Here is a 13,745-nt window from a genome sequence, read left to right as displayed (position 1 = left end):
GGAAGGACAGCACGGTGAGGATCTGGCTCGACGGAGCGCTGCGGGACGCGGACGCGGCGAAGGTGTCCGTGTTCGACCACGGGCTGACCGTGGGTGACGGCGTCTTCGAGACGCTCAAGGCGGAACGGGGCCGGGCCTTCGGGCTCACCCGCCACCTGGAGCGGCTGACCCGCTCGGCCCGCGGCCTCGGCCTCCCCGACCCCGACCTCGACGAGGTGCGCCGGGCCTGCGCGGCCGTACTGGAGGCCAACCCGATGCCGCTCGGCCGGCTGCGGGTCACCTGCACCGGCGGCATCTCCCCGCTCGGTTCCGACCGCGGCGACGCCGGCCCGACCCTGATCGCCGCCGTCGCGGAGACCACCCGCCGTCCGGACACCACCGCCGCCGTCACGGTGCCCTGGGTGCGCAACGAGCGCAGCGCGGTGGCGGGGCTGAAGACCACCTCGTACGCCGAGAACGTCGTCGCGCTGGCCGCCGCCCACCGGGCCGGGGCCTCCGAGGCACTCTTCGCCAACACCCTGGGCCGCCTCTGCGAGGGCACCGGCTCCAACGTGTTCGTCGTGCTCGACGGGGAACTGCACACCCCGCCCGTCGCCTCCGGCTGCCTGGCCGGCATCACCCGGGCGCTCGTCGCGGACTGGGCCGGGGCCAAGGAGACCGACCTGCCCCTCGAGGCGCTGGAGCAGGCCGAGGAGATCTTCCTGACCTCCTCGCTGCGCGACGTCCAGGCGGTCGTACGGATCGACGGCCGTGAGCTCGGATCCGGTCCGGGGCCGGTCACCGCCGAGGCGATGCGGGTCTTCGCAGCCCGCTCCGCGCAGGACATCGACCCGTGACCCTGTCGCCACGGCCCTCCGGGCGGGTAGAACTCGGACGATGACCACCACCCTGCGGCCGTCCGGGCCGCTTCAGCAGAGCGACGGCGGGGCGCGGACCCGGCCGTACGAGATCCGGGTCAACAGCAGGCGCGTCGGCTCCTTGCTGATCGCCGCGGACACCCCCTTCGGGCCGGCCGTCGGGGAGATCCGCGACCTCGGCGTCGACGAACCCGACCGCCGCCGGGGCCGGGCCACGGTGGCCGCGCTCGCCGCCGAGGAGGTGCTGCGCGGCTGGGGCTGCCGCCGGGTCCGGGTCTCGGTCCCGGCGGACTCGGCCGCCGGCCTGCGCCTGGCCCGCTCCCTCGGCTACACCGAGTACAGCCGCCACATGGCCAAGGAGCTCCCCGAGGATCCCCCCGCACTGTCCGAGGGCGTCCGGGGCCGCCCGATGACGGGGGCCGAGTTCGAGGCCTGGCGCGTCGAGGCCGTCCGGGGCTACGCCGAGGACTGGATCGCCCGGGGTATGCCGCAGGAGGCCGCCCGGGCCAAGTCGGAGGCCGACCACGCCGGCCGGCTGCCCCAGGGCCTGGCCACCCCGAACGTCACCTTCGCCGTCCTGGAGGCGGCTGCCGGCCCCGTCGGGCACCTGTGGGTCGCACCGTCCGGGGAGGGGTCGTACGTCTTCGACGTCGCGGTCGACGCAGCGCACCGCGGACGGGGGTACGGCCGGGACCTGATGCTCCTCGCGGAGCGCACGGCCCTCGCGGCGGGCGACCGCGTCCTCGGTCTCCACGTCTTCGCGGGCAACACCCCGGCCCTGCGCCTGTACGAGTCCCTCGGCTACCGGCCCACGAACGTCAACTACGCCAAGGACCTGCTGTAGGGGGGTCCGTGAACGTCCCGCCGGTCAGGCCGGGAGCAGGCGGTCGGCGATCTCCTCGATGCGGGCGCGCAGGCCCTCCTGGCTCTTGCCGCCGTCGAGGCGCTCGCCGCCGATCACGTACGTCGGCGTGCCGCTCACACCGATCGCCTTGCCCTCGGCCTGGTCGGCGTCGACGATCAGGATGTGCCGCCCGTCGATCAGAGCGGTGTCGAACTCCTCCACGTCGAGGCCGAGTTCGCGCGCCACGTCCAGCAGGACCGGCTCACCGCGCTCCCCCAGCTCGGCGGCACGGGCCAGTACGGCCTCCGCGTACGGCCAGCCCTGCCCCTGCTCCACGGCCTCCTCGGCGGCCTGCGCCGCCGCGAAGGCGTGCTTGTGCTTCTCCAGGGGGAAGTGGCGCAGCCGGATGTCCAGCCGGTCGCCGTAGCGGGCCCGCAGGGCGCGGACGTCCTCCAGGGCGCTGTGGCAGTCGGAGCACTGGAGTTCGCACCAGACGTCGAGGATCACGGAATCGGTCATGTGGACATTCTCCCAGCCCCGTGTCCCCCGGCCGACCCGGACCCGTGGCCCGGCGCCTGGGACCTGGGGAGGAGACGTGACCCGGAGATGTCCCGGAGATCCGTCCGCGCAGGGGCCCGGGCCTGGCCGCGACGGCGGGCGCCGGTGCACGATGGACAGGGAAGGACCGCCCAGCTCTGGAGGACCGCATGCTCGCCGAGACGATGTGTTCCGCGGTGTCCGCGGCGGGCCTGGGCATCGCCGCACTGACCGCCTACCGCAAGCGCTTCCTGGCCGCCACGCGGATCGCCGCGTACGCACTGGTGCCCGTGGGCCTGGTGATGACGGGCGTCGTGGAGTGGGTGTCCGGGATGGTCTTCAAGCCGGTGGTCTGGGCGGGCTTCGGCCTGCTGGGGCTGGCCTGGCTGCTGCTCCTCACCACCCGCGTCGTGGAACGGCGCCGCCTCGGCAGGGGGGCCGAGGGGGCCGCCCGGGAGGCCGTGGCCCCGGCCGCCTCCGCGCCCTCGCTCGACGCCGGTTCCCGGCCCCGTCCGGGCACCCGGCAGAACCCCCCGGCCGCCGGGGAGGACTTCTCCGACATCGAGGCCATCCTCAAGAAGCACGGGATCTGACCGGCCCGCCCACAAGATCGGGCGAACTGCCGCCCGGATGTTGGCGTGTTGAGGGACGGATGGCAGCGCGCTGCGCCATCATCGGCCCGACATGCTCGACACATCGCAGGGTGAGCCGTCCGTTCCCGCGCCGGTCCCCGCCCCCGTCGCCGAGGAGCCGCGAGGCTGCCTCTTCGCGCTGTCCCAGCCGCCGTTGATGATCTTCCTAGGAGTGATCGGCACCTTGCTGCTGCTCGCCGCCGTGCACGATCTCTTCCTGCTCTGACGCCCCGGCGCCGGCTTCCTTGCGCCGGGCCCGGTACGCCGCCACGTGCAGGCGGTTCCCGCAGGTCCGGCTGTCGCAGTAGCGCCGGGACCGGTTGCGGGACAGGTCCACGAAGGCGCGCCGGCAGTCCGGGGCCTCGCATCGGCGCAGCCGCTCCTGTTCGCCCGAGACCACGATGAAGGCCAGGGCCATGCCGCCGTCGGCCGCGAGGTGGTCGCCCACGGAGGCGCCCGGCGCGAAGTAGTGCACGTGCCAGTCGTAGCCGTCGTGGTCGGTCAGCTGCGGAGTGGTTCCGGCCGTCGCCACCAGCTCGTTGATCAGTCCGGCCGCCGCACGGGAGTTCGGTGCTGCGAAGACCTGGGCGAACTTGCCGCGCACCGCGCGGACCCCGGACAGGTCGCGGGCGCCGAGCTCGCCGACGTCGCTGATCGCGTACTCCCTGACGAACGCGCGCAGCGCACCGATGTCCGCCAGTCCGTCGGGGTGGTCCGCTTCGGCCGCGGTGTTCACCAGCGCGACGACGACGTCGAGCGCGCGACGGGTGTCGTGGGGGATCTGCACGGGGTCTCCCTCAGGGGCCGGGCCTGCGGCGACGGGCCAGTGCCGCCGCTGGGGGAGGACTCTAGCCGGTCCCTTTCACGGGGTGCCCCCACGCATGCGGGCGCCGTCCCCGCGGATGGCTTCCGCGGGAACAGCGCCGGTACTGCCGTATGTCGTTGTCCGGCCCACACCGTCGCCCCGAGTCGGACGGTGTCGAGCGGCTGTCGGCCTGGCTCAGCTTTCGGCCAGGATGTGGGAGAGCTCCTTGTCGAGGTCGAAGTGCCGGTGCTCGGTCCCTGGTGGAACCGCGGCGTCCGTCCGCTTGAGGAACGACTCGAGTGCTCGGGCAGGTGCTTCGAGCAGTGCTTCTCCCTCCGGTGAGCTCAGGGCGATGCAGACGACGCCCTGACCGTGGCTGCGGGACGGCCAGACGCGGACGTCGCCGGTACCGGTGGGCCGGTGGAGGCCCTCCGCGAGGAGGTCGCGGGCGAATACCCATTCGACCGTCTCCTCGGCGCCGGTGTGGAAGGTGGCGTGCACGGCGTAGGGGTCGGCCGTGTCATACCGCAGGCCCGCGGGAACAGGCAGTGAGGACTCGCTCGACACAACGAGGCGCAGGTGCAGCTCGCAGCTGACCGTGGTGTTCATAAGCGCCAGGGCCTTTCGCTCAGTGTGCGCTCGGGGATTCGCACGTCGGCGAAATCGACATGCCACCTACGGTGCCGTTGTAAACCCCTCTGACCGTTTTGCGGACCTCTGGGTCCCTCGGACGGCGGATCCAAACCACCGTTCGCGCGTGTATCCGGCTCGGGTAGATTCGGAGTCATGAATACGGGGAGTGACCGCGAGACCAATGAGTCCGCCAACAGCGAGTCGGCAGCCGAAGAGACGCCGCACGTGTCGAAGGCACCCGCCTTCGTCAAGGCCCGCCGGACCCTGCACCTGAGCTGGCAGGTCGGCGTCTTCGTCGTCGGCCTCGCGGTGATCGCCGCCGGTGTCGCCATGCTCGTCCTGCCCGGCCCCGGCTGGGTCGCCATCTTCGCGGGGCTGGCGATCTGGGCGACCGAGTTCGCCTGGGCCCACCTCGTCCTGCGCTGGACCAAGCGCAAGGTCACCGAGGCCGCGCAGAAGGCGCTCGATCCCAAGGTCCGGCGCCGCAACCTCGTCCTGACCACCGTCGGGCTCGTCGTCGCGGGCGCGCTGATCGGCTTCTACCTGTGGAAGTACGGGCTCGTGCTGCCCTGGAACCTCGAGGACCAGTGATGGTCGGGAGCGCCGCTGACATGCGGTAATGTTTGCGGTGCGTCCGGGCGATTAGCTCAGTGGGAGAGCACTTCGTTCACACCGAAGGGGTCACTGGTTCGAACCCAGTATCGCCCACCCGGACCAGAGGCCCGGAGACTTTCTAGTCTCCGGGCCTCTGGCGTCACCCGAGCCGCCCCAGCGCGTCCCGCAGCCGCCGGGCCTCGCGCAGCCGCTTCTCGTACGTCGCGCCCACGGCCAGCAGCAGCAGGCCCGCCAGCGCCGGCGGCAGCCAGCGCGGGAGCACGCCCACCACCTGGACCACGTACGGGGCGAGCTCGTGCAGGGCCACCGCGGCCAGCACGGCGCCGCCCAGCAGCAGCGGGGCCTGCAGCCTCCGCTGTGCGCCGATCAGGGTCACCGTCAGCGCGGCCGCTCCGAGCAGCAGCGGGCGCAGCCAGTGCGGGTCCCCCCAGGCAGCGAGCAGGCTCGGCAGCAGCGTCGCCGCCAGCCCCGGGCCGTACGCCGTCCAGGACGGGCAGCGCGGATCCCTGCGGCGGCGCAGCAGGCCCACCGCGAGCGCCGGCACGGTCACCGGCAGCGTGTACGCCTCCGGGGCCGTGACCCAGGCCTCCGCCAGCCGCACCCAGGTGGCCAGGACGAACAGCGCCCCCGCGGCCCAGCCCAGCTGCCGCCGGTCCGCCCGCACCGCCGCGCCCGCGCAGATCACCCCGGCCAGCGCCAGCACCAGGGCCACCGTCCCCGCCCGCCCGGCCGCCAGGGCCAGTGCCACCGCCACACCTCCGGCCACGGCCGCCGACCCCTCGGCCGCCACCCGGACGCCGCCCAGCCGCGGACCGAGAGCGGCCACCGCCGCCGGGACCGCGAGCACCGGCAGCGCCCACCACCCCGGCGCCAGCGGCACCGCCGCGCACACCGCCACCAGCACCGCCGTGGCGTACCCGACGGCGCACACCGCCGCCCAGGACCGGGTCAGGCGCGGAGCGGCCCCGTACGCCGCCCCCGCCGCGCAGCCCGCCCCCAGCAGCCCCCACACCGCGAAGGTCGCCGTACGCCCGTCCAGCGCGCCCAGGGACACGTTCGCGGCCCCCGCCAGCGCGCAGACGCCCGCCGCGACCGCCGTGCCCCGCGCCCGGGACCGCAGGGCCAGCGCCCCCGCGCCCGCCGTCACCGCCGACTGCACCGCGAGGACCACCGCCACCGGGAAGCCCAGCAGTACCGGGGCCGCGAACAGACCGGCCCAGGCCGCCGTCACCGCCACGACCGGCAGCAGGGGCCGCGGGAGCGCCCGCGACAGCCACCGGGCGGCCCCGGCCGCGACCAGCAGGACCACCGGTACCGCCGCACCCGGCCAGTACGGATCCGCCGCCGGGGTCGACGCGGCCCACACCTCGTCCAGCACCCCGACCCGGACCAGCAGCGTCGGAACCACCGCCGACCACGCCGCCAGCGCCGCCAGGGCCGCCACCAGCGCCCCGGCTCCGCACAGCCCCCGCCGGACCGGCTCCGGCAGTCCGGCCGCCCGTACGGCCGCCAGCAGCGGCAGCGCCAGCAGCAGGTGCGCCACCACCACCCAGCCCGGATCCAGCTCCGGACGCACGGCACCGCCGAGCGCCGCCACCGCCGCGAGGCCACCCGCCGACGCGGCCGCCCGGAGCCGCGGCCGGCACCACGTCACCGCCACCCCGAACGCGGCCACCGCGAGCAGCAGCGCCCCCGGGGCCAGCGCGCCGGCCACCGAGGCCGCCGCCCACGACCGGCCGGCCCCGGTCAGCAGGGCACCCGCACCCAGCACGGCCGCCGGGACCCACGCCGCCACCGCCCACCCCGCCCGGACCCGCAGCGCGAGCGCCGCGTCCAGCACCGCCGTCGCCAGCAGCGCCCAGCCCAGGCCCAGCGGCCCGGCCCCGGCGGCCAGCGCCGCCAGCGGCAGCGGCCACTGGGCCGCCAGCACCGCAGCGGGCAGCGGGATCCGCAGCGCGGGCACCCGCCCTGCGGGACCCTCCGGCCCGGCCCGGAGGGCGAGCGCCCACCCGTACCCGGCCCACAGCGCCGCCCCCGCCGCGGTCGCGGCCGCCGCGTAGCCCACCGGGTCCGTGTCCGGCAGGGCCACCGCGTACAGCGCGTACGCGTCCAGCACCGTCAGCAGCAGGCCGACCGCCGCCACCGACTCGGCCGTCGACCGCAGCCCCCGCCGCAGCAGCGCCACGGGCGCGCCCAGCGCGGCCGCCGTGACCGCCGCCAGCACGGCGGAGCGCCCGCCGATCCCGAGCGAGCCCCAGCTCACCAGCGTGAAGGCCAGCGCGGCCACCGCCAGCAGCACCGCGCCCAGGGCGAGCAGCACGTTCTGCGCACTCGGGGCCGACGTCTCCTTCGCGGGCGGCGGAGCCCCCCACCCGGCCGGGGCGCCCGGGCCCGCCGCAGCGCCCCACCCGGCCGGAGCCGGGCCGTACCCGTGCAGCAGCCGCAGCAGCCAGTCCCGCCGCGCCAGCAGGTACAGCCGCCGGGAGTCGAGTTGAGCCAGTTCGCGGTCGATGAGCGCCAGCTCCTCGGCCGGCGGCAGGGACTTGTCCATGATGCGGAGTGTGGCGCCCGTCACCCGGTCAGGACATGGGCGTGCGTACTCAGATCCGCCCTGAGTACGCACGGGTGTCGCGGAACCGGGCGTACGCGGCCGGGCCGGGGGACAGACTGGGCCCATGGACCAGAGCCGCGGGGACCGTTGGAGCCGCTACCGCTTCCGCAGCGTGTGGGACCTCGACGCGCCGCCCGCCCGCGTCTACGCCGTACTGGAACGGGTGGGGGAGTACCCGCGCTGGTGGCCCCAGTTCCGCCGGGTGGAGGCCGTCGACGGCCGCAGCGGCACCGCCCTGGTCCGGTCGGTGCTGCCGTACGCCCTCCACGTCACCGCCACCGAACTGCTCCGCGACCCGCGCCGCGGCGTCCTGGAGGTGGCGCTCCACGGCGACATCGAGGGCTGGGCGCGGTGGACCGTACGCCCCCGCCGCGGACCCGGCGGCGGGGCGCGCACACGCGCGCTGTACGAGCAGGAGGTCGAGGTGCGCCTGCCCCTGCTGCGGCGGCTCGCGGTGCCGGGGCGGCCGCTGTTCCGCCTCAACCACACGCTGATGATGCGGGCCGGCCGGCAGGCTCTCGCGGCCCGGCTGGCCGCTTCCCCGGAAGCGGTTTGAACCAGCCCCGGGGCTTCTGTATTGTTCAGTGCGTTCCCGGGCGATTAGCTCAGCGGGAGAGCACTTCGTTCACACCGAAGGGGTCACTGGTTCGATCCCAGTATCGCCCACCGGGACAGGCCGGTCCGTCTGATGACGGACCGGCCTTCCGCATCTCCGGGGCCTTTCCGTGCCGCTCATGCCGCCGTCGACAGGTCCGGCCGCAGCGGCCAGTGCGGATCCACCGACTCCGGGGTGCCCTGCCGCGCGAACCACGCCTGGAGCCCGCGGGCCTGAGCCGCGTGCCAGACCTGCTGGAGCGTGTGCAGCTCCGCCGGGGTCAGCCGCTCCAGCCGCCCCGCGAACCGCCGCCCCACCGCCCGTACGAGCTCCAGCGAGGCCAGCGCGTCCGCCGCCGCGTCGTGCGCGCCCTCCAGCTCGATCCCGTAGTGCGCGCACAGGTCCGTCAGTGTCCGGCGGCCCTTGCGGTACCGGTCCAGGTGCTTGTCCAGCACCCGCGGATCCAGCACGGTCAGCGGCCGGTTGTCCAGGTACCGCGACAGCGACGACGCCCGGTGCCGGCGCAACTCCCGGTCCAGCAGGGTCAGGTCGAACGGAGCGTTCATCACCACCACCGGCCGGCCCGCCACCTGCTGCTCCCCGAGGGCGCGGGCTATCTCCTCCACGACCGGCGCCGGCCAGCGCCCGTGCCGCTGGAGGTGCTCGTCGGTGAGGCCGTGCACCTCCGTGGCCCCCGGCGGCACCGGGATCCCGGGGTTGACCAGCCAGCGCGTCGAGCGGACCCGGCCGCCCGCGCACTCCTGCACGATGAGCGCGGCGGACACGATCCGGTCCTGTTCCACGTCCACCCCGGTGGTCTCCGTGTCGAATGCGGCCAGCGGGCCCTCGTACCAGCGTGTCATGGCGAACTCCTCGTCCCCGGTCGGCAGATGGGGGCACCCGGGCGCCGCCGCCTCGGAACGTGCCACCCTCGCCCGCTTCGGTGATACCCGGGCTGTTTGCCCCGTACGCCGTTTGCGGGGGCCCGGCTGCGGAGACAACTTCCTTGGGGGACCGCACAGGTGATCGGCCGTCACCCCACCCACCACCCACGGCAGAGCCCGGAAGGCATGGGGAGCCGGCCATGGCGCTCGCGCAGCCCGAACAGGGCGGGGTGCTGCAGGGGCAGATCGATCCGCGAAGCGGACCGCTGCGCGGCACACTCGCCACCACCGCCTGCATGGAGACCCTTCAAGTGGGATACCTGCACGCCGTCGCCGCCGCGGCCGGCTGCTCGCTCTCCCAGCCCTTCCCGGACAACGGCATCGACTGGCACGTCAGCCACGGCGCTCCCGAACACGTCGTCGACGACGAAGTCACCATCAAGGTGCAGTTGAAGGCGACCTACCAGATACCGCCGAGACCGGCCGGACCCACCTTCGGCTTCACCCTCGACAACGAGCACCTCGTGAAGCTGGCGCGCACCCCGGTCGCCGTCCACAAGATCCTCGTGGTGATGCTCGTCCCGCGCGAGCGCGACCAGTGGCTGTCCGCCGGTCACGACCGCCTCGACCTGCGGCACTGCTGCTACTGGACCAACCTCGCCGGACAGCCCGTCACGGGCCGCCGCCGGACCACCGTACGGATACCGACCGCGCGGATCTTCGACGACCGGGCGCTGTGCGCGATCATGACCCGGGTCGGGTCGGGAGGGACACCTTGATGCACTGGCACTCACCGGACCTCGAACCCCTGTCCTCGCAGGAACCCCTGGGGTACGCGGACTTCACCCGCCCCGGCACGCCCGATCCCGCGCAGGTGGACCCGGCCGTGCTGGGCGCGCTCCTGCACCGGCACGGCTGGCTCCGCCGGGGCGGCGCCGCCGGGCGGTACGGGCGCTGGACCCCGCCCGCCGCCCGCCCGGGGACCACCCCGGCGACCAGCCTGCTCGTCCCCGAGAGCCGGACCTTCCCCGACTGCGCCGACCTGCTGGAGGAGGCGCTGACCGCCCTCTCGCGCAGCGCCCTGCCGTCCGCGCGGGAGGTGCTCTACGGGCTGAGCGTGCCGAGCGACGAGATCCGCTGGGAGCGGGAGATCCCGGAGGGGCCGTACGGGCTCCGGGGCGAGGCCGCGTGGACTGTGCAGGAGCAGCTGCGCTCGGCGGCCCGCCAGCTCCTGCTCGCGGGGGCGCTGGCGGACCGGGCAAGGGCCGGGTACTACGGCGCCCGCCACCGGAAGCAGGCCGAACGGGCCCTGGACGGGGTGCTGGTGGGGCCTTCGCCGGGCGGGCGGCGGCTGACCGCGTACGTCCCGGTGGACGGGGGCCGGGGGACGGTGACGCGGCTGCACCACGCGCTGCACGCCGCCCGCGAGGCGGTGGACTACCGGCGGGCCACGGGCGGGATGGAGGCCTTCGACGCCGCCGTGCAGGCCGGGGTCAGCCGGGAGCTGGCCGACGCGCTGATCGCGCTGGTGGGGGGATCGGAGGGGGCCCGGGTCGCGCTGGCCTGGGCACCGGCGGCCGGGGTCCCGGCCGGATGCGCGGCCCGGCCGGAGCCGGTGGAGTTCTCGCCCGGGGACCTGCCCGTGCTCCGGGAGGCGGCGGCCCGCTTCACCCGTGACGAGCCCGCCGTTCCCGTCCGGCTCGCGGGCGCCGTGGTCCGCATGCGCCGCTCGGCCCCGGGCGGCGGGGGCACGGTCCGGCTGCGGGTCCTCGCCGGGGCGGAGGTCCCGTACGTCCGGGCCGTGCTCGACGAGGAGGCGTACCGGGTGGCGGGCCACGCGCACCTGGTGGGCCTGCCGATCCGGGTCAGCGGGCGGCTCCAGCGCCGGGGCGGCTTCCGGCGGCTGGCCGACGCCACGGACGTGACCCCGGTCCCGCTGGACGAGGTGGAGCGGGACCGCCTGATGAAGTCCCTCGACGAGGCGTTCGATCCTGCGGACGTGCTGCCGGGCGACGACTAGGGTGCGGCGCCGTTGCCGGGGGCGCTGCCCCCGCTCCTCACACGCCGGAGGGGCGGGAGGTGAACGACGCCATGGTCAGACCCGGGGCGGGGGAGAAGTCCTGGCCGCGGGTGAAGCCCATGCGGGTGTACAGGGTCACGGCGGGGGTGTTGGCCGCGCCCGTGGTGACCGTGACGGGGCGGTCGGGGAAGAGGTCCGTCAGGGCGTGACGGAGCAGCCGGGAGGCGATGCCCCGGCGGAACCAGGCGGGGTCCACGCACAGCCGGTCGATGCCGACGCCGCCTGCGCCCTGCTCCTCCCAGGCCAGGAAACCGGCGAGTTCGCCGCCGTCCGCAACCGCTCCGACCCAGTTCAGGCCGTGCGCCCGCATCTGCACGAGGCTCTCGCCCAGCGCCGGGATGCCGTCGAAGCCGATCAGCTCCGCCTCCACCGCGTACGCCGCCCGCCCGATACGGTGCACGGCCGCCGCGGTGGCGTCGTCGGTCAGGTCCAGCGGGAGGATCGGCATACGGCCCAGGCTACCCACGGCGGCGCCGGGGCCCGCCCCCGCCCCGCCTGCGCCGCCCCGCCGGGGCCGGGCCCCGGCACGCGGGGGCCCGGGGCCCACCGGCCGGGCCGGGCGGGTAACCGTTTAGCGGCGCGGCCACTCCGCTCGGTACGATTCAGGCGCGCAGTGTTCGCTCGCGCACCCCCTGAGTCAGGAGAGACCGTGTCAGACGTCCGTGTGATCATCCAACGCGATTCCGAGCGGGACGAGCGCGTGGTGGCCACGGGCACTACGGCGGCCGAGCTCTTCGCCGGCGAGCGCACCGTCGTCGCCGCGCGCGTCGCGGGTGAGCTGAAGGACCTCGCGTACGAGGTGAAGGACGGCGAGACCGTCGAGCCGGTGGAGATCTCCTCCGAGGACGGCCTGAACATCCTGCGCCACTCGACCGCGCACGTCATGGCGCAGGCCGTGCAGGAGTTGTTCCCCGAGGCCAAGCTGGGCATCGGCCCGCCCGTCCAGAACGGCTTCTACTACGACTTCGACGTCGCGAAGCCCTTCACCCCCGATGACCTCAAGGCCATCGAGAAGAAGATGCAGGAGATCCAGAAGCGCGGCCAGCGCTTCTCCCGCCGCGTGGTCACCGACGAGGCGGCCCGCGAGGAACTCGCCGGCGAGCCGTACAAGCTCGAACTCATCGGCATCAAGGGCTCCGCTTCGACCGACGACGGCGCGAACGTCGAGGTGGGCGGCGGCGAGCTGACCATCTACGACAACCTGGACGCGAAGACCGGCGAGCTGTGCTGGAAGGACCTCTGCCGCGGTCCCCACCTGCCCACCACCCGCAACATCCCGGCCTTCAAGCTGATGCGCAACGCGGCCGCCTACTGGCGCGGCAGCGAGAAGAACCCGATGCTCCAGCGCATCTACGGCACCGCGTGGCCCTCGAAGGACGAGCTGAAGGCGCACCTCGACTTCCTCGCCGAGGCCGAGAAGCGCGACCACCGCAAGCTCGGCAACGAGCTGGACCTCTTCTCCGTCCCCGACGAGATCGGCTCCGGCCTCGCCGTCTTCCACCCGCGCGGCGGCATCATCCGCCGGACCATGGAGGACTACTCGCGCCGCCGGCACGAGGAGGAGGGGTACGAGTTCGTCTACTCCCCGCACGCCACCAAGGGCGCGCTCTTCGAGAAGAGCGGGCACCTGGACTGGTACGCGGAGGGCATGTACCCCCCCATGCAGCTCGACGGTGGTACCGACTACTACCTCAAGCCCATGAACTGCCCGATGCACAACCTGATCTTCGACGCGCGCGGGCGCTCCTACCGGGAGCTGCCGCTGCGCCTGTTCGAGTTCGGCACCGTGTACCGGTACGAGAAGTCGGGCGTCGTGCACGGTCTGACCCGCGCCCGGGGCTTCACCCAGGACGACGCGCACATCTACTGCACCCGCGAGCAGATGGCGGACGAGCTCGACCGCACGCTCACCTTCGTCCTGAACCTGCTGCGCGACTACGGTCTGACCGACTTCTACCTGGAGCTGTCGACCAAGGACCCGGAGAAGTTCGTCGGCTCGGACGAGGTGTGGGAGGAGGCCACCGCCGTCCTCCAGCAGGTCGCCGAGAAGCAGGGCCTCCCGCTGACCCCCGACCCGGGCGGCGCGGCCTTCTACGGCCCGAAGATCTCCGTGCAGGCGCGGGACGCCATCGGCCGTACCTGGCAGATGTCGACCATTCAGCTCGACTTCAACCTGCCGGAGCGCTTCGGCCTGGAGTACACCGCCCCGGACGGCTCCCGCCAGCGCCCGGTCATGATCCACCGCGCGCTCTTCGGCTCGATCGAGCGTTTCTTCGCGGTCCTGCTGGAGCACTACGCGGGCGCCATGCCGCCGTGGCTGGCCCCGGTCCAGGCGGTCGGCATCCCGATCGGCGACGGGCACGTGGAGTACCTGCAGGAGTTCGCCGCCGAGGCGAAGAAGAAGGGTCTGCGGGTCGAGGTCGACGCCTCTTCGGACCGCATGCAGAAGAAGATCCGCAACCACCAGAAGCTCAAGGTCCCCTTCATGATCATCGTCGGTGACGAGGACATGGCCGCGGGCACCGTCTCCTTCCGCTACCGCGACGGTTCGCAGGAGAACGGCGTCCCGCGCGACGAGGCGCTGGCGAAGCTGGCCAAGGTCGTCGAGGACCGCGTCCAGGTCTGACCCGACCAGGCAGGAAACGCAGGCGG

15 protein-coding genes and 2 tRNA genes are annotated in these 13,745 nt (G+C 74.2%); 11 read left to right on the top strand and 6 right to left on the bottom strand.

Annotated elements, in window-relative coordinates; all coding sequences use genetic code 11:
• Nucleotides 1-14: 14 nt before the first annotated feature.
• Together ACFWUZ_RS21680 and ACFWUZ_RS21675 are read left to right on the top strand one after the other, a co-directional pair.
• Nucleotides 15-836 carry an aminotransferase class IV gene (locus ACFWUZ_RS21680; RefSeq protein ID WP_384375150.1) on the top strand — a complete coding sequence of 274 codons (822 nt, stop codon included), beginning with the start codon at nt 15-17 and terminating at the stop codon, nt 834-836.
• A gap of 40 nt (nt 837-876) precedes the next feature.
• On the top strand, nt 877-1,701 hold the full coding sequence (locus ACFWUZ_RS21675) for a GNAT family N-acetyltransferase (protein ID WP_384375147.1): 825 nt from the start codon (nt 877-879) through the stop codon (nt 1,699-1,701).
• 24 nt (nt 1,702-1,725) lie between these two features.
• On the opposite strand, the gene ACFWUZ_RS21670 is transcribed toward ACFWUZ_RS21675, so the two are convergent.
• Nucleotides 1,726-2,220, bottom strand: coding sequence for a DsbA family protein (locus tag ACFWUZ_RS21670; protein WP_384375145.1), 495 nt, complete (start codon nt 2,218-2,220; stop codon nt 1,726-1,728).
• A gap of 188 nt (nt 2,221-2,408) precedes the next feature.
• Between ACFWUZ_RS21670 and ACFWUZ_RS21665 the strand changes: the two genes are divergently transcribed.
• Nucleotides 2,409-2,831, top strand: coding sequence for a hypothetical protein (locus ACFWUZ_RS21665; protein ID WP_384375142.1), 423 nt, complete (start codon nt 2,409-2,411; stop codon nt 2,829-2,831).
• Nucleotides 2,832-2,922: 91 nt separating this feature from the next.
• Complete coding sequence (locus tag ACFWUZ_RS21660; protein WP_362056320.1) at nt 2,923-3,096, top strand: hypothetical protein; 174 nt, start codon at nt 2,923-2,925, stop codon at nt 3,094-3,096.
• Here ACFWUZ_RS21660 and ACFWUZ_RS21655 read toward each other — a convergent pair.
• Complete coding sequence (locus ACFWUZ_RS21655; protein WP_384375138.1) at nt 3,037-3,657, bottom strand: CGNR zinc finger domain-containing protein; 621 nt, start codon at nt 3,655-3,657, stop codon at nt 3,037-3,039. The genes ACFWUZ_RS21660 and ACFWUZ_RS21655 overlap by 60 nt on opposite strands.
• A gap of 213 nt (nt 3,658-3,870) precedes the next feature.
• Complete coding sequence (locus tag ACFWUZ_RS21650) at nt 3,871-4,284, bottom strand: SsgA family sporulation/cell division regulator (RefSeq protein WP_030011909.1); 414 nt, start codon at nt 4,282-4,284, stop codon at nt 3,871-3,873.
• Between the two features lie 177 nt (nt 4,285-4,461).
• Between ACFWUZ_RS21650 and ACFWUZ_RS21645 the strand changes: the two genes are divergently transcribed.
• The gene (locus ACFWUZ_RS21645; RefSeq protein ID WP_384375135.1) at nt 4,462-4,899 is read left to right on the top strand and encodes a TIGR02611 family protein; all 438 of its coding nucleotides are present in this window, start codon (nt 4,462-4,464) and stop codon (nt 4,897-4,899) included.
• 45 nt (nt 4,900-4,944) lie between these two features.
• Nucleotides 4,945-5,016: transfer RNA gene (locus ACFWUZ_RS21640), tRNA-Val, on the top strand.
• 46 nt (nt 5,017-5,062) lie between these two features.
• Here ACFWUZ_RS21640 and ACFWUZ_RS21635 read toward each other — a convergent pair.
• Nucleotides 5,063-7,474: an SCO7613 C-terminal domain-containing membrane protein gene (locus ACFWUZ_RS21635; protein WP_384375132.1), complete on the bottom strand. Its 2,412-nt coding sequence runs from the start codon at nt 7,472-7,474 to the stop codon at nt 5,063-5,065.
• A 124-nt stretch (nt 7,475-7,598) separates the two neighbouring features.
• On the opposite strand from ACFWUZ_RS21635, the gene ACFWUZ_RS21630 reads away from it, so the two are divergent.
• On the top strand, nt 7,599-8,090 hold the full coding sequence (locus ACFWUZ_RS21630) for an SRPBCC family protein (RefSeq protein WP_384375129.1): 492 nt from the start codon (nt 7,599-7,601) through the stop codon (nt 8,088-8,090).
• A 38-nt stretch (nt 8,091-8,128) separates the two neighbouring features.
• Nucleotides 8,129-8,200, top strand: a tRNA-Val gene (locus ACFWUZ_RS21625).
• 66 nt (nt 8,201-8,266) lie between these two features.
• On the opposite strand, the gene ACFWUZ_RS21620 is transcribed toward ACFWUZ_RS21625, so the two are convergent.
• Complete coding sequence (locus tag ACFWUZ_RS21620; RefSeq protein ID WP_384375126.1) at nt 8,267-8,992, bottom strand: 3'-5' exonuclease; 726 nt, start codon at nt 8,990-8,992, stop codon at nt 8,267-8,269.
• 221 nt (nt 8,993-9,213) lie between these two features.
• Between ACFWUZ_RS21620 and ACFWUZ_RS21615 the strand changes: the two genes are divergently transcribed.
• Together ACFWUZ_RS21615 and ACFWUZ_RS21610 are read left to right on the top strand one after the other, a co-directional pair.
• The gene (locus ACFWUZ_RS21615; RefSeq protein ID WP_384375123.1) at nt 9,214-9,792 is read left to right on the top strand and encodes a DUF4365 domain-containing protein; all 579 of its coding nucleotides are present in this window, start codon (nt 9,214-9,216) and stop codon (nt 9,790-9,792) included.
• Nucleotides 9,792-11,033 carry a hypothetical protein gene (locus tag ACFWUZ_RS21610; RefSeq protein WP_384375120.1) on the top strand — a complete coding sequence of 414 codons (1,242 nt, stop codon included), beginning with the start codon at nt 9,792-9,794 and terminating at the stop codon, nt 11,031-11,033. Before ACFWUZ_RS21615 ends, ACFWUZ_RS21610 begins: the two co-directional genes overlap by 1 nt.
• 37 nt (nt 11,034-11,070) lie before the next feature.
• On the opposite strand, the gene ACFWUZ_RS21605 is transcribed toward ACFWUZ_RS21610, so the two are convergent.
• A complete protein-coding gene (locus ACFWUZ_RS21605) occupies nt 11,071-11,541 on the bottom strand; it encodes a GNAT family N-acetyltransferase (RefSeq protein WP_384375117.1) in 471 nt (156 codons plus the stop codon).
• A gap of 201 nt (nt 11,542-11,742) precedes the next feature.
• On the opposite strand from ACFWUZ_RS21605, the gene thrS reads away from it, so the two are divergent.
• Nucleotides 11,743-13,719, top strand: a complete 1,977-nt coding sequence (gene thrS / locus ACFWUZ_RS21600; RefSeq protein ID WP_384375114.1) for a threonine--tRNA ligase — start codon at nt 11,743-11,745, stop codon at nt 13,717-13,719.
• The last annotated feature ends 26 nt before the right edge of the window (nt 13,720-13,745 follow it).

The organism is Streptomyces sp. NPDC058646, from assembly GCF_042716875.1.
Taxonomy (GTDB): domain Bacteria; phylum Actinomycetota; class Actinomycetes; order Streptomycetales; family Streptomycetaceae; genus Streptomyces.
Note: the sequence above shows the minus strand (reverse complement) of the source record. Positions and strands in the feature narration are given on the sequence as shown.